This window comes from Janthinobacterium sp. 75, assembly GCF_004365495.1.
Classification (GTDB): Bacteria; Pseudomonadota; Gammaproteobacteria; order Burkholderiales; family Burkholderiaceae_D; genus Janthinobacterium.
The window spans coordinates 3,496,866-3,519,877 of sequence record NZ_SORD01000001.1; the positions used below are offsets into that span (position 1 = coordinate 3,496,866).

The window sequence follows — 23,012 nt, forward strand, 5'->3', positions numbered from 1 at the left end:
ACAAGCATGCATCTACAGCCTGACTAAGCACGATGCGGCCCAAACCTGCCCAGAGGAACCTGAGATGATGAAGCATGCCTCCTCCTATAACTTAGGCGCTCTACGGTCTTGCTTCTATTGGCAGAAAATATCGCGCACCCGCATGGCAGAATCAAGATAATTATGAGCAGTTTACTATTTCCAGCCTCCTTGTACGTCGCGTATGCCACAAGGTCTCGACCATGAGGGGGCCGATTACCTCGGTGCGAATTCCTTTTGGCTTACTTGGTGGGCGGATGGTTTCGCCGGCAGAAGTAGTGAGCGGCCTGGCATGTGGCTGCGTATGCCCAGGATGCGGCGCAGCGCTGGTGGCGCGGAAAGGATCCATTGCTTGGTGCTTCGCCCATCATGCCAAGACTGGCTCGGAGAGCTGCTCAGAAAGCGCCATCCATGCAGTCGGTAAACAGGTCATCCTTGATGCCAACGCCCTGGTAGTTCCAGCCTATATCATCGAAGCTTCCGGCCCCACAGTAGATGGAGAGATACACTATAGTCATCGCGTGCTGGGCGTTGCTCGCCGCATACGATTCGATCATGCTATCGGCGAGGTGTCTGAAGGCGGGTTACGAATTGATGTAGTCGGATATAAAGGCCAACGTCGTCTGTTATTGGAGATCTTTGTGACGCATCGCGTTGACGCGGACAAGCTGCGCAAACTACAAGAACTAGGGGCCCCAGCATTAGAGATTGACCTCTCAGACATGCCGCGCATGGGGGCCGGCCTCGTTCTGGAGGAGGTACGCAAACGCGTTATTGATGGAAACAGTCATAAAAATTGGCTGGTGTTTCCTGGCGAGCAGGCGGCCCGCATTGAACTGGAGCAGCAGTTAAAGACTGAGATTGACGCGAAGAACAAGAAAATCCTGCGGGAGGAAGAGGCCAGCCGGCGTCGTACATCGGAGCTTGAACGTATACGAATTGCGAACCACAGCGCGTATCGCGCTTTACCTGACGAAGAGAAAGAACGCCAATGGCGAAAAACACTGCAGATTGGCGATGGTTGGCCAGACTACATCGCGCCATCGACCTTTGATACTCCCGGGCTAGAAACACCAACACGCTTGTGGCAAGCACTGCTTTTCCAAAATTTCGTCGATCGACGTAAAGGCATCAAGGAAGGATTCACAATTGACCACGTCGTTACCTGGGCCCGTGAATGGATTGGCGTGAAGAGGGCACCTGGCAGAGATCCTATCGGTGTATTGCGGAGATATGTGGCATTTCTGGAAGCGCGCAACTATTTGGCCAAAAGCCCTTTTAGACCAAATGAAAGCACAGTGCGTTACATCGTTCCAGCTGATCCACAGACGAAGATTTCGGCAGTGGTCCGCGCCAAGGCCGCTGAAATCAAAAGCGTAGGCGCTGGTGGAAGGGCGATGGTACAGAGTGCTGAACATAGATGGCAATGGAACGAAAAATGGCCTCGCCGCGCGGTACTCTATGAAGAGATCCACACCCAACTGCAAGGATCCGAGCACCAAGAGGCCCTGTCTGAAGCGGTTGATGCGCTCGGGCCCTTAGACCGCCCAGAAACACCGGATGAATTTGGACATCAACTTGTCGCTCAAGGCGTGCCGCACCCATTTACGATGGAGATGTTGAAACGGCTGGATTTGATAGTTCCTCACACCAAACGGTATCGCCCGATCTAGGAATAGCGAGGACCTAGGAATAGCGAGTTGATTGCAAATTGGCGTCCACATTATGATGGACGCGAATCATCGATCAGGGGAAGTTCAGCAGTTTCACCCTTTGCCATTTACCCAGGCGATCGTGCGACTCGATGCCGTAGCGGGCTATGCGTGGAGCGATGCCACGGCTGCGCAACCAGGCCAGATGGGCACGCGAAGCATATTGGCTGATTGCACAACAGCGCTTTACCCGCGCCCCGCCTCACACTCATACGCGATAGCAAACGATTCGTATGGCTGCAGACTGAGGTGGTCGGTCCAGCTGTCACGCTGGGCATAGTTGCTGATCAAGCCATGCCCGGCAATGCCATGCAGCATTGCCGGCAGATCCAATTCGACGTGTTCGCCGGAGAAGTTGTTGACGACAACCAGCTGTTGGCTCCCCAAGCTGCGCTGGTAGGCGAATACCTGCGGGTGCTGCTCCAGCAACGGCAGGTATTTTCCGTAAACCATGACATCCCAGTGCTTGCGCAGTTCGATCAGCTTCTGGTAGTGGAAGAAGACCGAATCGGGTTGATCCAGCGCGGCCACGACGTTGATCTCGGGGTAGTTTAGATTCAGCTTTAGCCATGGCGTGCCAGTACTGAAGCCGGCGTTGTGTGTGCTGTTCCACTGCATGGGGGTGCGTGCATTGTCCCGCCCGTTGGCGTGGATGTCGGCCATCATCGTCTCCGGTGACACGCCGGCGGCCGTGCGTTCGTGGTAGAGGTTGAGCGATTCGATGTCGCGATAGTCGTCGATGGAATCGAAACGTACATTGGTCATGCCTATTTCCTCGCCTTGATAGACGTAGGGGGTGCCCTTGAGAAAATGTAGCGCGGTGGCCAGCATCTTGGCCGACTCGACCCGGTAACGGCCGGGGTCGCCGTATTTGGATACGGCGCGCGGCAGGTCGTGGTTATTCCAGAACAGCGAATTCCAGCCGGCATCGGCCAGCTCGGTCTGCCACTTACTGATGATCTGCTTGAATTCGATCAGATCGAACGGCCGCAGCTTCCATTTCCCTTCCTTGGTATCGTGGGTCATGGTGATGTGCTCAAACTGGAAGACCATCGACAGCTCCTGACGCGCCGGGTCGGAATACAGCTTGGCGGTCTCCGGGGTGGCGCTCCAAGTCTCGCCCACCGACAATACATCGCGTGCGGCCAAGGTCGCTTGGTGCATTTGCTGCAGCAGCGGGTGCAGTTGGGCGCCGTTGGCGATAATCTGCTGGTCGACCTGTTTGCCGATGAGATCGATCACATCCATGCGGAAGCCGCCGATGCCCTTGTCCAACCACCAGTTCATCATGCGATGCACCTCTTCCTGCACCTGGGGATTTTCCCAGTTCAGGTCCGGCTGTCGTTTCGAGAACAGATGGAAGTAATATTCACCGCTGGCGGCATCGTATTCCCATGCACTCCCGCCAAAAAACGAACGTTGCTGGTCGGGCGGGGAGCCATCGGCGCCTGCATTGCGCCAGATGTAGTAGTCACGGTAGGGGCTATCCTTGGATTTCTTCGCCTCGACGAACCAAGCATGCTCGTCAGAGGTGTGGTTGACCACAAGATCCATCAGGATACGGATGTCGCGCTTGGCCGCCTCTGCGATCAACTGCTCCATCTCGGCCAATGTGCCGAATTCAGCGGCGATATCCTGATAGTCGGAGATGTCATAGCCGTTATCGTCCATCGGCGACCGGTACACCGGCGACAGCCAGATCAGGTTGATTCCCAGATGTTGCAGGTAGTCCAGTCTGCCGATGATGCCGGCCAGATCACCGACCCCATCGTGATTGCTGTCTTGAAAACTACGTGGGTAGATCTGATACACGACGGCGTTATGCCACCATTTCTTATCCAACATGATTATCTTTCTCGCTTATGGATTGGCGGCACTGTCTTGCAACGTGCCAAGGGATCGCCAGGGGGAGGGGAGATCCGATCTCGTCGTTGGATTAGGCAGCGACGAGATCGCACACCACGACCCTGGCAGGACACCCAGGCCCAACACGACCCATCGGCTTTTCATCTTTCAAGAACTATGGATCAGGACTGGCTAAACTAGCGGTGTCGATTCACCATGTAGACGTTGACGACGTCATCGTTATCAACCTCCAAAACGTGAACCTGCAACACAAGCTCGCTGCGGCTGCGGCTGCATCAGTCGGATATGACATCTTCGCCATCGCTTATAGCCGAATAAGGCTAATCCGTACCGATGAAAAAAAGAAGCCCGCTGGAACTTTCTACAAGGATAGAAGTCTAACAAAATCTACTAAAGTATAAGCATGTATAACGTGAAGACCTTATACTTTACTAGAATTTCCTATCAATGGAGGTTGCATGGACCCCGTAAAAAACCCTTTCGCACCCGGCGCAGGTAGCCGCCCACCGGAACTCGCAGGGCGACAGGCGATTATCAATGATGCGCGCGTGGCTATCGATCGAGCCCTGCTTGGAAGACCTAGCCGATCTCAAGTGTTCCTGGGCCTTCGTGGCGTAGGTAAAACCGTACTTCTGAATGCTGTTGAGGCCATGGCCAACGAGCGCGGCCATCTAACTTCCAGCATCGAAGCGCCGGAAAGTAAGCCGCTAGGAGAATTGCTTTTGCCGCGCGTACATCAGGTGCTACGCAAGCTCTCTCTTATCGACAATGCTAAAGGCAAAGCATACGAGGCACTGCGTGCGCTACGATCCTTTGCCGCTGTGTTCAATTTTGAATACGGAGACATGTCAATCTCCGTCGATCCCGAAGTAGGAGTAGCAGACAGTGGCGACCTGGAGAACGATCTTCCTGAGTTGTTCGTACGTATTGGCGAAGCTGCAAAAGCCGCAGGAAAGGCTTGGACGCTCCTCATTGACGAGCTCCAGTACCTTAGCCAGAAGGATCTGGCAGCTCTCATCGTTTCGCTCCACAAGATCAATCAGAGTGAGCTCCCCATCTTGTTTTTCGGTGCCGGATTACCCCAAGTAGCAGCATTATCTGGCGAAGCCAAATCCTATGCAGAGAGATTATTCCACTTCCCAGAGGTCGGTGCCCTGTCTGAAGTCGATGCCAAGGCAGCCATCCGACAACCTGTAAATGAAGAAGGTGCAGTGATTGATGAGGGGGCTCTAACCGAAATATTCCTTAAAACCAAAGGCTACCCTTACTTTTTACAGGAATGGGGCCACCAATCCTGGAACCTTGCCGTCGGGGATACGATCACCCTTCATGACGCAAGACAGGCAGAAGCAACCACCCTGAAGCGTCTGGATGAAGGCTTTTTTAAGGTGCGTTTCGATCGATTAACGCCGAAAGAGCGCGAGTATGTCATCGCTATGGCAAGGTTAGGGAACGGGCCATACCGCTCTTCAGATGTGGCCGACGCGCTCGGTGAATCCTCGCAAAGCCTAGGGCCGCGCCGTGCCCAGATAATAAGCAAAGGAATGATCTACAGCCCATCTCACGGAGACATCGCATTCACTGTTCCGATGTTTAATGACTATCTCACTCGCAATTTGGCCAATCTTGGCTGACCGGAGCCTTGTCCTCATGCCTGCCCAGATCCCTGCACGCATGCTTCACAGTCCAAGATGTGACAGCCAGGGATACCGGTTGGCAAACTGCACGTGTCCGTGGCCGGGAAATATGCTTTGAATTGGCTGCTCACTGTCGCAGGCAGAGGATGCGGATTGAATCGCTACGATTGCTGTAGGCACTTTGTTGCCATAATTAATTGCGCAAGGACACTCGTTAGTGAAAGTTCCTGCTCATCGTATCAAGCTGGCCGAGCAGATGCGAGCAATCGACCAGCCGCTTTGCGATCAAGTTGCGCACGCCACTCTTTGATTGCCAGATGCCGTACACCCCCAAGAGGGAGGCATTCATCAGTTCGGCGCGTTGCTTTTCCACCAGCGTGGGCCAGACAATGATGTTGATGGTGCCAAATTCATCTTCCAGGGTGAGGAAGATCACCCCCTTGGCCGTCTCCGGCCGTTGCCTTACAGTGACTATGCCGCAGCCCCTGGCCAGCTGGCCATCGCTGAAGGTGTTCAGGATATCCGACGGCACAAAGCGCATTTTGTTGAGCCGTTCACGCAAAAGAGCGAGTGGATGGCGGCCCAGTGTCAGGCCGACATGCCGGTAGTCCGCCACGATGTCATCGGCTTCCGTGGGCGGCGCCAGCTCCAGCACGGGTTCGGCAATGGTCGTCGTGCGCATCAAATCCCGCTCCGGCACGCTCGCCGCGGCATCCCACATGGCCATGCGCCGGTTGCCCGTCAGCGCTACCAGGGCGTTGGCTGACGCCAGCGCCTTCATATCCCCTGCATCGAGTTGCGCGCGCATGGCGGCATCGCGTGTGTTTTTGAAGGGGGCTGCAGCGCGGGCTTCTTCAATGCGCCAGGCGGCCTCTCTCATCATTCCATTGATATTATTTAAACCAAGGCGTACTGCCAGTCTGCCGTTTGCCATCGGCTCCAGGGATGCTTCCCATCCGCTCGCGCAGACATCGACGGGTCTTACCTCGACGTCATGCCGGCGCGCGTCCTGCACCAGAGAGGAGCGGCTATAAAAGCCCATGGGCTGGCTGTTGAGCAGGGCGGCGAGGAACTCGGCGGGATGATGGCACTTGAGCCAGCTACTGGCATAGGCCAGCAGGGCAAAGCTGTGCGCATGGGATTCCGGAAAACCATATTCGGCAAAACCGCGTATCTGGCCAACAATGGACGTAGCAAACTCGATGCTGTAGCCGCGCTCGGCCATGCCACTCATGAGCTGGTCTTCGAACTGTTCCAGGCCACCTTTTCTTTTCCATGCAGCCATGGCGCGGCGCAGGCGGTCCGCTTCACCGGCCGTAAAACCCGCTGCCGTCATGGCGATCGACATGACCTGCTCCTGGAAAATCGGCACCCCCAGCGTGCGCCGCAGCACCGCCTCGATCTCCGGGCTCGGATAGGTCACCGCTTCCAGTCCCTGGCGCCGGCGCAAATACGGATTGATCATGCCGCCCTGGATGGGGCCTGGCCGGATGATGGCCACCTCGATGACCAGATCATAGAATTCGCGTGGCTGCATGCGCGGCAGCATGGACATCTGCGCCCGCGATTCGATCTGAAACACGCCGACGGTGTCCGCTTTAGAGATCATCTGGTAAGTGGCGGCATCCTCATGGGGAATATCTCCCAGTTCAAAACGTTCGCCACGCTGCTCCGAGATCAAGGCGAGGGTGCGGGCAATACACGACAGCATGCCCAGCGCCAGAATGTCGATTTTTAAAAGGCCCAGTTCATCGATGTCATCTTTATCCCATTGAATCACGGTGCGCTCAGGCATGACGGCGTTTTCAATCGGTTCAAAGGCTTCCCGGACATTGCTGTGCGCGCGGAAGGCAAGCAGCGCGCCGCTGGACTGGTCGACATAGGCGTCGCCTTGCCGAGTGCGCAAGGTATAGACGGCGCTGCTGTCACCGGCAAGAGGAAAGGAAAGCTCGCGCAGATCGACCAGCCTGGTTGCCAGCAAGGCTGGCAAGCGGGCAGCGGGCAGCGGCGAGCCGCCGGACGTGGTGGCGGGGATATCGGGTTCGTCCTGGCTGCCATCGGCAATGAGGGTGAAGGTCGCCGCCGACATATAGCTGCCGGTCACTGCGGACAGCAGCAGGCCGGCGACAGCAAAACGGGCCACCGCGGCGTGCCAGCGCTGGCTGCGATTGCCATGCAGTGGACGTGCCAGCTGGCGCCAACCGCCCACCCGCTTGACCAGCAGGAATAGCCCGGAGACTGATACCAACAGCATCAGCAGGGCGGTGATGCCGACTGCGGCGCTGCCGGGCGTGTCGAGGAATAATGACCTGTGCAACTCCTTGAACCAGCGCGCGTATGCTGGCGGCGCATAGGGCGCGATCGCCTTGCCGCTGGACGGGTCGACCCGGTCCACGCCCGAGATGTCGCCGGCGCTGTAATAGACGATGATGGTTCCCGAGGCCGTGCGCTGGATCTGCTCGGCTCCCGGATAGTGTCGCGCCACCCGGCCCGCAAGTTCGGCAACGCTCACGCCCGCCGGCACGCTGGTCGCCAGCCGCTCGAGCGCGGGGGTGATCGACAGCACGGCGCCCGTCAAGCCGATGAGCATGACCAGCAGTGCGCTGATCAGGCCAGCGAGCGAATGTATCTGTCGCAACATGCGGGCAGTGGCTACATGTCGTAAGTGAAGGACTTGACGTAGCCGCGTCCACCGACGGGTTTGCCGGCACCCTGTTTGCTCAGTGGCGTGCGCACGTCTGCCGGATTATCGCGCCCGTCCTCTGCCGCGCTGTCGACCCGGATCTCGTAGCCTGCATCAATCAGGGTGTCGGCCAGTTCGACCGTCACCTTGAGGGTCTTGCCGCTGCCGACGCTCGCTCCGCTGACCCCGTCAAATTCGCTCGCCTTCAGGCCGCTGCCGCGTGCCCAGTCGCTCAGGTGCTTGTAATACTTCGTCTTCTTTCCAGCTATCCACAACGTTTTCTTGTACTTGCCGGCGGCATCCGTGACATACACCGCCAGGTAGGCGCCGTTGCCGGCGTAGTTCTTCAGTTGCGCGGTGAGTGTGACCGGGCGTGCCTGGACGAGACCGGGCAGCGCCAATGCACCTGCAAGGCAGGCGCAGACTGTCATGTTTTTCATTGCTTTTCCCCATGGGATGTTGGGCCAGCACGCCGCCTGACTGGCCCCTGCGGCACGGGGGCAAGGTAGTCGGCGGCGTCGCCGTCACTGCCGAAGTCCACCGCCAGGCTGCGCATGCGCAGCGACGCCGGGGAGTATTTGGCCTTGATTTTATTGCCGTTGCGATCAATGGCTCTGAGCTCGTAGCAGCCATCATCGATCTTGATGCGCTGGACCGTCCAGCCGCGCTGTTCGGCTTGCCGCTGCAATTGCTCGCGAGGTTTCCAGTCGGCAATCGGATCCGTGCAGTGGACATCCGCATGGACCGCATTGCTGAAAACCAGGGCAGACAGCACCATGCATGTGCGCGCTAAGAACATCGCTCGCTCTCCTTGATAACCACCTGAGCATGGCAGTTCATGCTGACATCATACTTACCCGAAGGTCATCGCGCGATGAAAAATCCGGGTATTTGCGAGTCAGCCATCGCGAGATCAATGTTTTTGCAAATACATGTGGCACATTGTGCCGCCGCGCTATTTTCCTGGCCATATCGGGCCTATTGTCCGGTAACAGGCACGACAGGAGAGTTATAAAATGATAACCATTCAGGCATTCGAACCCGCCATGTGCCGCGGCAGTGGCGTATGCGGGGTGGACATTCCACGTTCTACAAATAGACGTTTGGCATTTGCCAGACCTGCTATCGCTATCGCGCCAAGCTCGACGCGGAAAACGCTGGCGCGGCTGACTGGCTGGTACGCCTGAGCAACAAGCAGAGCAACTGGAGTTTTGGCCTCTGCTTCCTGTATTTGCGCAACGTGAAGGGGGTTACATGGAAGCACGGCGCGTCTATCGGATCTATCGCGAACTGGACCTGAACCTGCGCATCAAGCCACGTCGTCGGCTGGTGCGGGAAGTACCGTTGCCGCTCGGAGTACAGCAGCTCCGTGACCTTAGCCTGGGCGGCCAAGCGTGGCATACGCATCAACTTTATCCAGCCTGCCCAGCCGCAACAGAATGCCACTGTTGCACGCTATAAGCGCACGGCGCTCTACGATTGCTTGGCCCATCACCAGTTTGAAACGCTCGATGAGATCCAGGATTTTGCAAGCCGCTGGCTGTGGACTCACAATCACGACCGGCCCAACACGGAATTTGGCGGCATCGCGCCGAAACAGAAACTCGCCTTGGTCATTCAATTTCGACTGTTAGCGTGCTCTAAAAATGGGGGGGAGTACCGTTCGTCATGGCGGGGGAAGGGCAGTGGTATACGCTGTACTGTTTAAACTAAGCCATTTCACTTAACCATTCCTCAATTGCGTCTCCGGAGATAGGCCGACTATATAGATAGCCCTGGCCCTTGTCGCATCCCTGGGAGTAAACCACGGCTGCTTGCTGTTCAGTCTCTATTCCTTCCGCGACAGTATTCATGCCCAAGCTACGCGCGACTTTCACAGTTGCCTCTATCAAAACTTCGTGATGGAGGCTGGTACCGACCAAGGTAACAAAGGAACGGTCAATCTTGACGGTATCGACGGGCAATAGGTGCAGGCTCGATAGCGAGGAATAACCGGTTCCAAAATCATCCAGGGCAAGCTTGACCCCAAGCGCTTTCAGGCGGAGTAACTGTTCTTGGATATCTTTCCCCTGGGCCGCCAAACTTTCGGTAATCTCCAACTGCAATTTGTCTGGCTCCATTCCACTGGCGGAAAGAATGACATTCACCTTGTCGCATAAATCGTCTTGGCTCAGTTGTGCGCGTGATAAGTTGACTGCGAGCAGCCGCGGCGCTCGCGCTCCCAATCGTTGCTTCCAGCGTACAAAATCGCGGCATGCCATTTCCAACACTTTTTCACCGATTGCACCGATCAGGCCACAGTCCTCGGCGATGCCGATGAACTCCACGGGACCGACGACTCCTCGTACCGGATGTTGCCACCTTACCAATGCTTCGACGCCGGCTGCCGGGTCAAATTTCCCGCCCTCCAGGAGTCCGACCACAGGTTGGTATAAATTATATAATTCGCCTCGCTCTATTGCATATCGGAGATCGGTTTCCATGCCTCCACGCCGCAGTGCATCTTCGCGCATCTGCTGGCGAAATACCTCAAAACGGTCTCCTCCTTCGGCCTTGGCAATGGCCATGGCTATCGCAGCGTCGCGAAGCAGATCATCAGCATCACAGGCTTCAGAGTTCAGCACCACTACACCGGCGCTGAACGTGCATGTGAGCTCATGATTCACAATGATGTAGGGTTTGCTCAGGCGGTCGAGCAAGCGCGCAGCAATGCCTGATACGACGCCAGGATCAGCGAGTCCATCCAATAGCACTGCGAACTCGTCACCACCCACTCTTGCTGTCAGCGCAGTCGAAGTGCGCCTTCCTGGTAGCTGGCCAAGCGATCTCAGCGTCTTGCGCAGGCGTTCCGCCACAAGAACAATGACCTGATCTCCGACCTCATTGCCTAAAGTGTCATTAATCTGCTTGAAGCGATCAAAGTTGACGAACAGCACCGCGCAATAATCGCCGCTGCGGGCACGTGCGCGCTGCGTCATCGCTTGTAACAATTCGAGTGCGCCCGCGCGATTGGGCAACTGTGTCAACGCATCCAGCTTTGCTGCACTCGCGAGGCGACTAGCCAGTATGCTTTGCTCCCGGACTACCTCATGGGTCGCGTCCAGCAATATTGCCATTAAGCGATTGCCATCAATCTTGAGCAGGCCTAATGACAGTACTGCGGGACTTTCAGGATGATGTCGGTGATTCTCATTGACCGCGACCCGCATGCTTTCGCAGATCAGTCCTTGCTCAGGGGTGAAGTTAGTGCACAGGCGCAGCAGACCCGGTGCATACGGCTGTAGCACCTGAAAAAAATTGACAAGATCCCCGTCCAGAGAGAGCGGCATCAGCAATTGTGAGGCCATAGGGTTGAGCATCTCTATACTGCCGTCTTTTTGCAGCTGTATGAGGGCAACAGGAGCACGATACAGAAACTGTATCAAGGCCTCATAGGCACTGTCATTTTCACTGCTCATGGCCTACTCCTAAATGTTATGTAGGAAAATCAGCTGCATCAGTGTCAAAGAATGCGACTTGGTTTCGGCCTCCGCGTTTCGCTGCATACAGGGCTTGATCGGCGCGTTTCATCAGCCCGTCGAATCCCGTCAGGCTATCGTCCATTGCCGCAACGCCTATGCTAATAGTGTATGCGATGACATGCTGTTCATATATGGCGGGAATGCGTTGCACCTGGGCCCTTAAGCGCTCCGCCACCGCCATTGCATCGGCCAGATCCACAGAGGGTAAAATCACCGCAAATTCTTCGCCTCCGATACGCGCCAGTACGTCAACCTGTCGACATACGCTCTTCATTGTGGCAGCCAGATGGCACAACACTGCATCGCCTGCCGGATGACCGTACTGGTCGTTGATCGCCTTGAAGTGGTCGGCATCGAGCATGATCAGCGACACCGGCCGCAAGGCGTTTTTGCGGCGCAGTAGCTCCAGATCGGCAGCCTCGAAAAAAGCACGGCGGTTTGACAGGCCGGTGAGGTGGTCGCAATATGCTGCCTTGCGAAGATTCTCGCTGGCATCACGCTTATCTGAAATGTCCCGAAGGATCATGCAATAGGCAGCTTCTTCATCGTTGAACTGAATGGGCTGAGAGCTCTCATCGATACGGATGGGCAGTGGCGAAATCATTGAACTGCCCCAGAATTCGCTGCCGTCGGCGCGTAGCCTCGCCCCCTCATCCAAAGCCCAGCCGTTCTCGTCTGCCTCCCGCAAACGGTCCAGTTGTTGTTCTGGGATAGTAGCCTCGGAGGGGTAAAAAATGGCATATGGCTGCCCCTTGATGCTCGGTGTATGGCCAGTTACCCGGCCAATGCTTTCATTCCAGGATTCGATGCGACCTCGCTTGTCCAAGCTAACCAAGGCGTAGTCGGCAATATTGGTCATGATCGCGTTAAGCCAGGCGTCGGTCTTGCGCAGCTGTCGTTCGCGCCTGTCCTGCATGGTGATATCGTTCAGTACCGCCATCATCCGCTCCGCATCCAGCTTCAGCATACTCAACGAGAGCACCTGCGGGCCGCTGGCCGCGCCGTCCGCGTGCAGGTACAGCCGAGTTGCATCGCAGATTTGGCCATAGCTTGCACTAAACTTGCTGCACTGCAGTTGCAGGTCTGGTGCAACCGGCGCGAGCGCATCGAACAGGTTGGTCAGTTCGCCATCTCGGCTCAGCGGCATCAGCAGTTGGGCCGAAAGCGGATTGAGCATGATGATGGTACCGTCCGACGAGAGTTGAACCAGGCCGACCGGCGCCATGTACAGAAACTGAAGCAATGCTTCGTATTCCTGAGATTCCGTAGAATGGCTGAGGTTGCTCATAAACGGTGCACCAGGACGTAGGATAGTTCGGCCGCCGGATCCGACAGCAAACGCAGCTTGACCCTTGTCGGCCGCATGCGTAGTGTCAGCACATAGCTGATCGTGTCGTCCAGGGCTTGCCCGCTTTCATACGCGTCCGCAAATCGCTGCGCGACGAGGAAATTGTTCATGCACGGCGCGATCACCGTGAACAGCTCCTGCTGCAGCACGCGCTCGACGCCGAGGCCCGCCGCCTTCGATTCGAAGGTGTTGTAGCGCTGAACCCGACCGTCCCTTCCGAAGCCGATGACACCAAAGTCGAGCGCATTCAGCGCGGCTTCATCCATCGTCTCCAGGAGCATGGAGATGCCAGGCTGGTCAAACTGTATTTCTGCTTGCATGTTCATTGTTGGCTGCTCCTGTACGTATCGCAAGTGGATCTCTGTTGTCGTGTTAATCACGCTGTATCGGGTATCCACGCCTCACTCAGTAGCGCGTCCATACGAGCGTCGCTTGGTCATCTATATTACGCTTCGTCTGCCCAGGGGCCATCGCTGATGATCCAGTCGCTTGGTTTGCCTTGCCGGTTCACCGGCAGAGCGGCGCCGACGGTGAACGACACAGGGCGCGCCGCAGGTGGCAAGCGCTCCCTGACCCAGGACGCCAACTGGTCCGGCAGGCGCTCGCTTCCGCCGAAGTGCGCGGCCACCACGAACGCCTTCAGCCGCTGCCCTTCGTCTGCACGCATCAGCCGCACGTGGGCCTCGCTGACGCCAGGATGGCGCTTGAGCACCTCTGCCACCTGCGCCGGATAAACGTTCGTGCCACCGACCTGCACTGCCTGGTCGCGCCGGCCCACGGGTACGAAAGCATTCTCGCCCTGCCAGTCGATCTGGTCCGGGCAGTCGCAGCGCAGCTCGGTGCCGTCCGGCGCCTGGCGCACCAAAGTGTCGCCGGACGCGGAGCGCCGCCAGTGCGGCAGCAAGACATAGGGCCGGCGCGCATCGGTGCGCCAGCCCACACCTGCGCTTTCGCTGCTACCGTATACTTCTACCATAGACAAGCCGGACGCCGTCAGTTGCAGCGCCAGGTCGGGCGGGCAGGGTGCGGTCGACGTCACGCCCGTAACACCACTAGGCCAAATGGGGGCGTGTCGGGCAACGGCGGACCAAAGTTCCGGGTAGCCGATGATCACGTCCCCGTCCGTGGCCTGCGCGATCAACTCCATTGGGAGCATATTTCTCGCATCGACCAGCGAGGCGCGCACCGGGCCGCATGCCAGCGGGAGTAGCACGCTGAACAGGAAGCCGTAAATGTGATGCGCAGGAACGGTATATAAGACGCGCCGCGCAGGCGCCAGTTGTGCTGCGAAAAAGCACGCCTCTTGCCATAGCATGTCGAGGTTGTGGGGGCAGGACTTGGGCACGCCGCTGCTGCCGGAGCTTGTAAAGCGCAGCGCGGCGCTGTACTGGTCCAGGCCGTTACTGGCGCAGGCGATCCACTGCTCGAGCGTCGTGCACCCCAGCAACGCCTGGTCGGCGCCACTCTCGTGCAGATGCAGGCAAGCGGACAGCGCCGTCGCAAGGGTGTAGCGCTCCAGTGAATCGATACCCAAGTCAGCTTCCAGTTGCAGGCCTTCAGGCCACGGCAACGACGGCAAACCGGCGCTCCCGCGCCGCATCATGAGCAATTCAGCATGCATGAGGTCCGATACAAAACGGCGCAGCAGCGCCCAGTCGTGCCACCAGTTGGCGCAGCGCGGGTAGGGCGCTTGAGTCTGTTTCACTTCAAGCCTTCAAACGATACTTTGAGCATATGGCGGATGATATCGTCAGATTCCATCTTGCTGTATTTCTGTAAATACTCGACCGCAGGGTCACAGGTCCGAGCGTAGTAGCTGAATAGTACAACGTCTGTGGGCAGTTCGCGGTTCAACTGCCCCTGCTGCTGCGCCAGCTTGACCAAGGCCTCCAGCTGCCGGTTCAGTTTCATGACGCGCAGCATGTACTTCACATTGCGGATCAACATGTCGCGCACGTGCGGGCTGGTCGATGGCAGAAACGGCAGTCCGCCGTCCAGGCGTACCCGCAGCGCCCACTCCAGCAGGGATGACAATTTCTGCAGCGGACTGAGTGAGGTGTCTAGCGCGGCGACATAATCGAGAGCGCCGTCGAGCAGTCGTATCAGCGCCTCACCGACTAGCTCTTCCTTTGATTTGAAGTGCTTGTAAAGGCTGGGTTTGGAGATGCCCACCATGCCGGCGACGTCATCCATGGTCATCAAGTCATAGCCTTTTTGGCTCAGTACCGCCGTCGCGGCATCCAGGATAGCGTTCTCGCGCAGCTTAAATGCTTGATTTTTAAAGCTTAGTCTTGGGATGATACTCATTGGTAAATTTCCGATACTAATCAGTAGCTTTTGTTGTTCGATGGTAGTAATATTAGCATGCCAGTAAAAAAATGGTCAGCATAAACAACAAAACTATATGAACCCGCCACGTAAACGTATCGCCATCATCGGCTCCGGCATCTCAGGCCTGGCCAGCGCCTATTTCCTCAACCGCAAGCACGACGTCGTGCTGTTCGAGGCCGGCGGCTATCTTGGCGGCCACACCAACACCGTGGATGTGACGCTGGAAGGGCGCTGCCATGGCGTCGATACGGGCTTTCTGGTCTATAACGAGCGCACCTATCCCAACCTTGTGGCGCTGTTCGACGAGCTGGGCGTCGACAGCATCGCCAGCGACATGTCGTTCGGCGTGTCCATGGACGGCGGAGCGCTGGAATGGGCAGGCTCCAGCCTCGATACCGTGTTCGCGCAGCGCCTCAACGCCGGCTCGCCTTCCTTCCTGCGCATGCTGTGGGACATCCTGCATTTCAACCGCAACGCGGAGCGCTTTCTGCAATGGTCGAACCAGACAGCGCTGACGCTGGGACAGCTTCTGCAGCAGGAGGGCTATGGCGCGCGCTTCCGCGACGCCTATCTGCTGCCGATGGCGGCAGCAATATGGTCCAGTTCGCCAAGCGATATCTTGCAGTTTCCCGCAGTGACCTTTTTGCGTTTCTGTCTGAACCACGGTCTGTTGCAGGTCAACGACCGTCCGCAGTGGCGCACGGTCGCAGGCGGAGCCCGCCACTATGTCCACAAGATCGCCGCCACGCTGCCTGACATTCGTCTGAACACGCCGGTGTATTCCGTTCGGCGCAGCGCAGGCAGGATGCAGGTGTGGAGCAATAGCGCGGGCGCCGACGAGTTCGACGCCGTCGTGTTCGCTACCCACGCGCCGACAACGCTGGCCATGTTGCACGACGCCAGCCAGACAGAGCGCGCTATCCTCGGCGGCGTGCGCTACCAGCCCAACACGGCCTACCTGCACACGGACGCGAATCTTATGCCACGGCGGCGCAAGGTCTGGTCTGCCTGGAACTACCTGGCGGGCGCGCAGTCGGACGGACAGCGTCCCGTGTGCGTGAGCTACTGGCTGAACCAGCTGCAGGCATTGCCGTTCGAAACACCAGTGATCGTGACGCTCAATCCGCACACCCTGCCGGCCGACAGCAAAATGCTGGCCAAGTTCGACTACGCCCACCCGGTGATGGACCTGGCCACCGTACGCGCGCAGCAGCAGCTTGCGCAGATCCAGGGCAAGGGCGGTGTCTGGTTCGCCGGCGCCTGGACCGGCTACGGCTTCCACGAAGACGGCCTCAAATCGGCACTGCGCATCGCCGCGGCATTCGATACGGCGCCACTTTGGAGTGTGCTGCCATGAAGCAGCCTGCCGCCCAACTGTTGCACGGCCAGGTGACGCATGTGCGCCTGCGTCCGGTGCCGCACCGTTTCGTCTATCCGCTATTTTATGTGCGCTTGAACCTGGCCCGGCTGGACGAATGTCATTCTCGCTGGTTCGGCGTGGACCGCTGGCGGCCCTTGTCGATATGGCGGCGCGACTATGGCCCGCGCGATGGCTCCAGTCTGGAACAATGGATGCGCGCTCTACTGCGCGACCACGACATCGACGCCGACGGCGAAATCTGGTTGCAAACCTTTCCCCGCGTGGCTGGCTATGTGTTTAATCCCGTGAGCTTCTGGCATTGCCACGACGCGGCTGGGCAGCTGCGCGCTGTGCTGGCCGAGGTCAACAACACCTTCGGCGAAAGCCACCGCTACCTGATGCGCATCGGCCACACGGCGGGTGGCGCGTCCAGGGCCACTGCTGTCAAGCAGTTGCACGTGTCGCCGTTCTGCGAGGTGCAGGGACACTATCGCTTTCGCTTTCGCCTGGACGGTGCCAGCCACTGCACCGGGCTTGATTATCACGACGGCGACGGCGTGCTACTGCGCACCGCGCTCAGCGGCCGCCCCGTGCCGATGACCGACAGCGCATTGGCTGTTGCCCTGCTGCGCTATCCGCTTCTGGGGCTCGGCATTGTGTTCCGCATTCACTGGCAGGCGTTCAGGCTCTGGCTGAAACACGTTCCGTTCTTCAGCAAGCCGCCTGCCCCCGCCCATCAAACCACCGTGCACCAGGAGACTGTCCGATGAATCGCACCTTGTCCACCGCCACGCTGTCCGCCCCCGCTGGCGCGCGGCTATTCCTCAGGCTACTGAACAATATCCGTCACGGGCACCTGGAACTGATCACGCCCTGCGATACGCGCATGGTGTTCGGCGACGCCCATGCGTCTTCCGGCGCGACGCTCAAGCTGCACGACTGGCGCGCCTGCCAGCGCATACTGCGCGCGGGTGACATCGGCTTTGCCGAGGCCTACGCGGCTGGCTGGGCCAGCACGCCCGATCTGACCGCGCTGCTGCGCCTGGCACTGCGCAACGAAGCGTCGCTGGACCAGCTGGTGTTCGGCGGCGCGCTGGCGCGCTGCTGGTACCGGCTGCGGCACTGGCTGCGCCCCAATACGCGCAAGGGCAGTCAGCGCAATATCCACGCGCACTACGACATCGGCAACAACTTCTACCAGCTCTGGCTCGATCCCAGCTGGACGTATTCCAGCGCGCTGTTCGACGGTGACTACCAGTTGACGCTGCAGGACGCGCAGCGGCGCAAATACCAGCGCATCATCGACACGCTAGAGCTACGGCCCGGCCAGTGCGTGCTGGAAATCGGCTGCGGCTGGGGCGGCTTTGCCGAGCATGCCGCGCAGCAAGGTATCCACGTGCATGGCGTGACGATTTCGCCGTCGCAGCTGGAGGTGGCGCAGCGCCGCGTGCAGGCGCTGGGGCTGACCGACCGCGTGCAGCTGGCGCTGTGTGATTACCGTGACCTGGGCGGCGAGTACGACGCCGTGGTGTCGATTGAAATGTTCGAGGCCGTGGGCGAGCAGTACTGGCCGCAGTATTTCCGCACCGTCGCAGCGCGGCTCAAGCCCGGTGCACAGGCGCTGGTACAGTCAATCACCATCGGCGAACAGCATTTTCCGCGCTACCGCAGCAGCACCGATTTCATCCAGCAGTATATTTTCCCCGGCGGGATGCTGCCCAGCGTCGAACGTTTCGAACGCCAGGCGGCCCGTTGCGGCCTGCGCCCGGTCGAACGCCACGCCTTCGGCCGCGACTACGCCGAAACGCTGCGTCGCTGGGATGCTCGCTGCCGCCTGCACCATCCGCAGATTGCGGGCCTGGGCTTCGATGAACACTTCATGCGGATCTGGCATATGTACTTTGCCTATTGCGAGGCTGCCTTTGACGAGGGGCGAACCGATGTTTTTCAATTCCTGCTCCAGAAGGCCTAGTCGGCCATGACGTTGCTGTGGCGCCTGGGCCAGGTCGCGCTGATGTTCTGCGGGCGCGCATGCGCCCCTTCAACCGGCCCATCGCCATCACTTACTTTTTGCTGGCAAAATGAACGATACTGAACCACTCTTGGCATGGTATGCCTCGCTGACCCCGGACACCGTTGGACGGGCGGGCGAATTCTACGCGGCGGACGCGCAGTTTCGCGATCCGTTCAACGATGTGTGCGGCGTTGCAGCGATTGAGGCGATCTTCCGCCATATGTTTGTCCACACCGAGCAGCCGCGCTTCATCATCGGCGAGCGCGTGGTGCAGGGCGACCAGGCCTTCGTCACCTGGCTATTCGCGTTCCACTTGCGCGGCGTGCCGTATCAGATCTCCGGCGGCAGCCATTTGCGCTTCAATGCGGACGGCCTGGTCGTGATGCACCGCGATTACTGGGATGCCGCCGAAGAGCTGCTGGAAAAGCTGCCACTGGTCGGCGCCCCGATCCGATGGCTGCGCGGCCGCTTCCGCGTGCCGGTGCCCGATGCAGCAACAAAGGGGAGGAGGGCATGAGCGCGGCCAAGTCCATGAAGCCGGGCGCATTCCTTCAGCTGGCCGGCTGGATCGCGCTGACCGCCGCTTTTGCGGCGCTGGGCGCGTTCGCCTCCGTTCACGCGGCCGTGTTTTATGCGCAGCTGGACCGCCCCGGCTGGGCACCGCCCGCCTGGCTGTTTGGTCCCGTGTGGAGCTTGCTGTATCTGATGATGGCCATCGCCGCCTGGCGCATCGGTCGCACGGCTGCACCGCGCGCGTACCCGGCGCTACTGCTCTATCTGGCGCAGCTGGCGGTCAACGCACTATGGAGCTGGCTATTTTTTTCCTGGCATCGGGGCGCGGCGGCGTTTGTGTGCATCGTCGTGTTGTGGCTGATGATCGCGGCTGCCATCGTGCTGTTCGGTCGCCGCGAACGCCTCGCCGCCATGCTGCTATGGCCCTACCTGGCATGGGTCAGCTTTGCCGGGGTACTGTGCTTCAGCATCTGGCAGCGCAACCCTGTACTGCTCGGATAAACGATACATCGCACTACCAACAACAAGGAATTCCCATGACGAATGAAAAGCAGCTTAACTACCGTGTCGCCGGCACGCCTGCCTCCGCACGCATACGCGCCCGCTTGATGGCGAGCGGTGTCCGTTTCCACGCCAACGACAATATCGCCGACTACATCGAAAGCGGCGAAATGGATGAACTGCTGGACGAGGTCAGCCTGCGCATGCAGGGCGTGCTGGAGAGTCTGGTGATCGACACCGCCAACGACCATAACTCGCAGGATACGGCGCGCCGCGTGGCCAAGATGTATTTGCTGGAAGTGTTCGGCGGGCGTTACATCGCCCCGCCGCCCGTGACAGAATTTCCCAACGCCGCCAACCTGAACGAGCTGATGATCATCGGTCCCATCACCGTACGCAGCGCCTGTTCGCACCACTTGTGCCCCGTCATGGGCAAGGTGTGGATAGGTGTGATGCCCAACCAGCACTCCAACCTGATTGGCCTGTCCAAGTATGCGCGGCTGGCGGGATGGATCATGAGCCGCCCGCAGATCCAGGAAGAAGCCGTGGTCCAGCTGGCAGAACTGCTGCAGGAAAAGGTCAAGCCGGACGGTTTGGCCGTGATCATGGAGGCCGATCACTTCTGCATGCAGTGGCGTGGCGTTAAAGACAATGACGCGCGTATGATCAACAGCGTCATGCACGGTTCATTCCTCAAGGACCCCGCGCTGCGGCGGGAGTTCCTCTCACTGATCAAACGCTGATACACCATCCAAAGGAGTTCCTATGCTCGTCCGTTTACTGTATGCCAGCCGCACCACGGGCACTATCGATGTCGCTACCATCGGCGCCATACTCCAGCAGTCCCGCCGCCACAATCCACCCAGCGGCATCACCGGCGTCCTATGCCACAGCGAACGGTTTTACCTGCAGCTGATCGAAGGCGGACGCGAACAGGTCAATATCCTGTATGCCCGCATTCTCGCCGATGCACGACACACGGGAGTAACACTGCTGCACTATGAAGAAATGAGCGAGCGTCGCTACGCTGGCTGGACGATGGGGCAGACCAACCTCGACAAGCTCAACCCGGGCACGCTGCTGCGCTACTCGATGCTTCCCGAGTTCGATCCGTTCGCACTTGGCGGAGACAGTTCGCTCTCGCTGGTCGACGAGCTGATGGCTGGCGCTGCGGTCCTTGGCCGGGCATAAGGGCGACGCGCCATCTCATCTGCACGGAATCTGTCGAGGAATCAGCCGTTTGCGGCGGGTTCATGTTCAATTTTGTTGCGTTTAACTCAAAAAAGAGGGGTCTGTCCCCGTCTCACCAGGAGTTGCTGTGGCGATGAACTGGATTTGCACCGGTGTCTTCGGTATTTTTCGTCTTTTGTCTGCCGATTACGCGATATAATCAGAAATTATAGGTTCATTATCGGTTCTAGCTATGGTGCAATCTTTACTCCCTCCTCAGGTCGACAACAGCCAGGCTGTTCAATATCGCAGCGGGGTCGCCGCCAGACTTGCTGGCTTGCCGGTTGAAACGTTGCGGGTGTGGGAGCGTCGCTACGGCATCTCCGACACCGGCCGTAGCGCGCATGGCCAGCGCTTGTATTCCGAGGATCAGGTTCGTCGGCTGCGGCTTATGAAGCAACTGGTCGACCAGGGTCATCCAATTGGCGCGCTGGCGAAGCTGCAGTTGGAGCAGCTGGGCCAGTTTGCGTTGGTACCGGAGCCTGGCGCGCCTTTGCAGCCTTTGCAGCCTTTGCGTCTTGCGCTGATGGGTGCGGCTCTGGCGCGACGCCTGGCTGTCGGCGGGCGAGAGTTGCTGGCGCTCGATATCGTCGCCAACTTTCAGAATCTGGACGATGCGGCCGCAGCATGGGCTGGCACCGGTGCGCAACTGCTGTTGATGGAAATATCGGAACTCGATGAGCACGTGGTGCCGGCGATTTGCGCGCTGCGTCAAACACTGGGAATGGCGGTGGTGGTGTTGTACCGTTTCGGCGCCAGCGCTACCATACGCCAGTTGCGTGCTCAGGGGTGCCTGGTTGCGCGCGTACCCAGCGATGTGGCAGAAATAGTGTTGCTGTGCCAGGCGGCGCTGGCTGCGTCGCCCCTGGCGCAAGCTCAGCTTGCGCGGCAGCGCCCGACTGCGCCTGTCCCGCGCCGCTTCGACGACCGGGCTTTGGTGGAGCTGGCGGCGGCCAGCAGTACTGTCCACTGTGAATGCCCGCGCCATCTGACGGAGATCTTGTTAATGATCAACAGTTTCGAGCGTTACAGCGAACAATGTTCGTCGCGCAATGTGGCCGACGCGCTGCTGCATGAGCAGTTGGGGCACGCCGCCGCAACCGCCCGCATGGTCCTGGAAGAAGCGCTGTTGCGGCTTGCTCGGGCGGAGGCTCTGCCCTTGCCGGCGGGACTGTAAGCGCAAAGTCATCACTTATCAGGAGCACTATGCCGTATTACACCATCACAAAAGCCCACTGCGCACTGCGCAAGAGGCTGAAAATCTCATGACGAGCTCTTCTCGCATCGCCATCATTGGCGCCGGCATCGCCGGTCTGGCCTGTGCCACGGCCCTGAAGCAGGCAGGCTTCCAGGTGAGTCTGTTTGACAAAAGCCGCGGCGCGGGAGGGCGCATGAGCACACGGCGCGGCGCCGACTGGCAATGCGACCATGGCGCACAGTACTTTACTGCGCGCAACCCTGAATTCCGGGCCGAGGTGACCCGCTGGGAGCAGGCCGGCGTGGCTGGGCATTGGCAGCTGCAGCTGCGCAGCCCCGATGCAGACGGATGCAGCGGCGGTGCACCCGTCGAGCGCTTCGTCGGCGTTCCGCGCATGTCATCTATCGCCGCGTGGCTGGCCGCAGATCTGGCATTGCACACAGAGACTGCGATCAGTGCCTTGCAACGTGAAGACAGCGCCTGGCGCTTGCATGTGCAGGACGAGGGGCCTCTTGCGCAGCGCTATGACATGGTAGTGCTTGCCGTGCCGGCGCCGCAGGCGGTACCACTGCTGAATCAGGTGGCGCCATTGCAGGCCGCGCTGGCGGCCGGGACAAGCATGGCGGGCTGCTGGGCAATGATGCTGGAGTTTGCGCAGCCGTTGGCATTGGACTTCAATGCGGCTTTCCTCAACTCCGGTCCGCTGCGCTGGGTGGCACGCGACAGCGCCAAGCCTGGCCGTAGCGGTCGCGAAAGCTGGCTGTTGCATGCCAGTGCCGAATGGAGCGAGACGCACATTGAGCTCGATGCCGATAGCATTGCCGCGCAGCTGCTCGCAGCCTTTATCAGTTTGGGCGGGCAGGTACCGCAACGCTGGAGCGTACACCGTTGGCGCTATGCCAGTACGCCCCAGGCGCGCAACGATGTCTGCATTTGGGAGGCAGGGCAGGGTCTGGGTATCTGCGGCGATTGGCTGAACGGTGGCACAGTGGAGGCTGCCTGGCTTAGCGGTCATGCACTGGCACAACGCATCATTGCCGGCTCCGCTTAAGCGTGGCGCGCGTGCCGGCGCAGTGCGTA

General features: G+C 59.1%; 20 protein-coding genes and 1 pseudogene. 12 read left to right on the forward strand and 9 right to left on the reverse strand.

Annotated features, from left to right (window positions below; all coding sequences use genetic code 11):
• Positions 1–221 precede the first annotated feature (221 nt).
• The gene (locus tag C8C89_RS15950) at positions 222–1,691 is read left to right on the forward strand and encodes a hypothetical protein (protein WP_133990948.1); all 1,470 of its coding nucleotides are present in this window, start codon (positions 222–224) and stop codon (positions 1,689–1,691) included.
• Between the two features lie 225 nt (positions 1,692–1,916).
• On the opposite strand, the gene C8C89_RS15955 is transcribed toward C8C89_RS15950, so the two are convergent.
• Entirely contained in the window at positions 1,917–3,575 is a 1,659-nt protein-coding gene (locus C8C89_RS15955) for an alpha-glucosidase (RefSeq protein ID WP_208327705.1), read from the reverse strand.
• A gap of 479 nt (positions 3,576–4,054) precedes the next feature.
• On the opposite strand from C8C89_RS15955, the gene C8C89_RS15960 reads away from it, so the two are divergent.
• On the forward strand, positions 4,055–5,230 hold the full coding sequence (locus tag C8C89_RS15960; protein WP_133990952.1) for an ATP-binding protein: 1,176 nt from the start codon (positions 4,055–4,057) through the stop codon (positions 5,228–5,230).
• Between the two features lie 217 nt (positions 5,231–5,447).
• Here C8C89_RS15960 and C8C89_RS15965 read toward each other — a convergent pair whose 3' ends face one another.
• Genes C8C89_RS15965 through C8C89_RS15975 form a run of 3 tightly spaced genes read right to left on the reverse strand, consistent with a single transcriptional unit; the run spans position 5,448 to position 8,715 of the window.
• A complete protein-coding gene (locus tag C8C89_RS15965; protein ID WP_166674762.1) occupies positions 5,448–7,874 on the reverse strand; it encodes a PepSY domain-containing protein in 2,427 nt (808 codons plus the stop codon).
• Positions 7,875–7,885: 11 nt separating this feature from the next.
• Positions 7,886–8,356: a DUF2271 domain-containing protein gene (locus tag C8C89_RS15970; RefSeq protein ID WP_133990954.1), complete on the reverse strand. Its 471-nt coding sequence runs from the start codon at positions 8,354–8,356 to the stop codon at positions 7,886–7,888.
• The gene (locus tag C8C89_RS15975; protein WP_133990956.1) at positions 8,353–8,715 is read right to left on the reverse strand and encodes a PepSY domain-containing protein; all 363 of its coding nucleotides are present in this window, start codon (positions 8,713–8,715) and stop codon (positions 8,353–8,355) included. Before C8C89_RS15975 ends, C8C89_RS15970 begins: the two co-directional genes overlap by 4 nt.
• Before the next feature lie 300 nt (positions 8,716–9,015).
• On the opposite strand from C8C89_RS15975, the pseudogene C8C89_RS27380 reads away from it, so the two are divergent.
• Positions 9,016–9,528 (forward strand): annotated as a pseudogene (locus C8C89_RS27380) (integrase core domain-containing protein); the annotation flags it as partial.
• 97 nt (positions 9,529–9,625) lie between these two features.
• On the opposite strand, the gene C8C89_RS15985 reads toward C8C89_RS27380, so the two are convergent.
• The 5 genes from C8C89_RS15985 to C8C89_RS16005 all read right to left on the reverse strand — a co-directional run bounded on the left by C8C89_RS15985 (position 9,626) and on the right by C8C89_RS16005 (position 15,092).
• Positions 9,626–11,374, reverse strand: a complete 1,749-nt coding sequence (locus tag C8C89_RS15985; RefSeq protein ID WP_133990960.1) for a bifunctional diguanylate cyclase/phosphodiesterase — start codon at positions 11,372–11,374, stop codon at positions 9,626–9,628.
• 16 nt (positions 11,375–11,390) lie between these two features.
• A complete protein-coding gene (locus C8C89_RS15990) occupies positions 11,391–12,725 on the reverse strand; it encodes a sensor domain-containing diguanylate cyclase (protein WP_133990962.1) in 1,335 nt (444 codons plus the stop codon).
• Complete coding sequence (locus tag C8C89_RS15995; RefSeq protein WP_101481580.1) at positions 12,722–13,111, reverse strand: phosphonate transporter; 390 nt, start codon at positions 13,109–13,111, stop codon at positions 12,722–12,724. Before C8C89_RS15995 ends, C8C89_RS15990 begins: the two co-directional genes overlap by 4 nt.
• A 119-nt stretch (positions 13,112–13,230) precedes the next feature.
• On the reverse strand, positions 13,231–14,490 hold the full coding sequence (locus C8C89_RS16000; RefSeq protein ID WP_133990964.1) for an AMP-binding protein: 1,260 nt from the start codon (positions 14,488–14,490) through the stop codon (positions 13,231–13,233).
• Entirely contained in the window at positions 14,487–15,092 is a 606-nt protein-coding gene (locus C8C89_RS16005; RefSeq protein WP_133990966.1) for a TetR/AcrR family transcriptional regulator, read from the reverse strand. The genes C8C89_RS16000 and C8C89_RS16005 overlap by 4 nt, the downstream gene beginning before the upstream one ends.
• 97 nt (positions 15,093–15,189) lie before the next feature.
• Here C8C89_RS16005 and C8C89_RS16010 point away from each other — a divergent pair, with 97 nt between their 5' ends.
• From C8C89_RS16010 to C8C89_RS16050, 9 genes are all read left to right on the forward strand, one after another.
• Positions 15,190–16,473 (forward strand): FAD-dependent oxidoreductase, encoded by a 1,284-nt coding sequence (locus C8C89_RS16010; protein ID WP_133990968.1) that lies wholly within the window; start codon positions 15,190–15,192, stop codon positions 16,471–16,473.
• The gene (locus C8C89_RS16015; RefSeq protein WP_133990970.1) at positions 16,470–17,246 is read left to right on the forward strand and encodes a DUF1365 domain-containing protein; all 777 of its coding nucleotides are present in this window, start codon (positions 16,470–16,472) and stop codon (positions 17,244–17,246) included. Before C8C89_RS16010 ends, C8C89_RS16015 begins: the two co-directional genes overlap by 4 nt.
• Entirely contained in the window at positions 17,243–18,448 is a 1,206-nt protein-coding gene (locus tag C8C89_RS16020) for a cyclopropane-fatty-acyl-phospholipid synthase family protein (RefSeq protein WP_133990973.1), read from the forward strand. The genes C8C89_RS16015 and C8C89_RS16020 overlap by 4 nt, the downstream gene beginning before the upstream one ends.
• A gap of 109 nt (positions 18,449–18,557) precedes the next feature.
• Positions 18,558–19,007 carry a nuclear transport factor 2 family protein gene (locus tag C8C89_RS16025; protein ID WP_133990975.1) on the forward strand — a complete coding sequence of 150 codons (450 nt, stop codon included), beginning with the start codon at positions 18,558–18,560 and terminating at the stop codon, positions 19,005–19,007.
• Positions 19,004–19,504 carry a TspO/MBR family protein gene (locus tag C8C89_RS16030; protein WP_208327706.1) on the forward strand — a complete coding sequence of 167 codons (501 nt, stop codon included), beginning with the start codon at positions 19,004–19,006 and terminating at the stop codon, positions 19,502–19,504. Before C8C89_RS16025 ends, C8C89_RS16030 begins: the two co-directional genes overlap by 4 nt.
• 35 nt (positions 19,505–19,539) lie before the next feature.
• Positions 19,540–20,247, forward strand: coding sequence for a GTP cyclohydrolase I (locus C8C89_RS16035; protein ID WP_101481573.1), 708 nt, complete (start codon positions 19,540–19,542; stop codon positions 20,245–20,247).
• Between the two features lie 22 nt (positions 20,248–20,269).
• Positions 20,270–20,695, forward strand: a complete 426-nt coding sequence (locus C8C89_RS16040; protein ID WP_101481572.1) for a BLUF domain-containing protein — start codon at positions 20,270–20,272, stop codon at positions 20,693–20,695.
• Positions 20,696–20,927: 232 nt separating this feature from the next.
• Positions 20,928–21,911 (forward strand): MerR family transcriptional regulator, encoded by a 984-nt coding sequence (locus C8C89_RS16045; RefSeq protein WP_133990977.1) that lies wholly within the window; start codon positions 20,928–20,930, stop codon positions 21,909–21,911.
• Positions 21,912–21,999: 88 nt separating this feature from the next.
• Entirely contained in the window at positions 22,000–22,983 is a 984-nt protein-coding gene (locus C8C89_RS16050; protein WP_133990979.1) for an FAD-dependent oxidoreductase, read from the forward strand.
• The last annotated feature ends 29 nt before the right edge of the window (positions 22,984–23,012 follow it).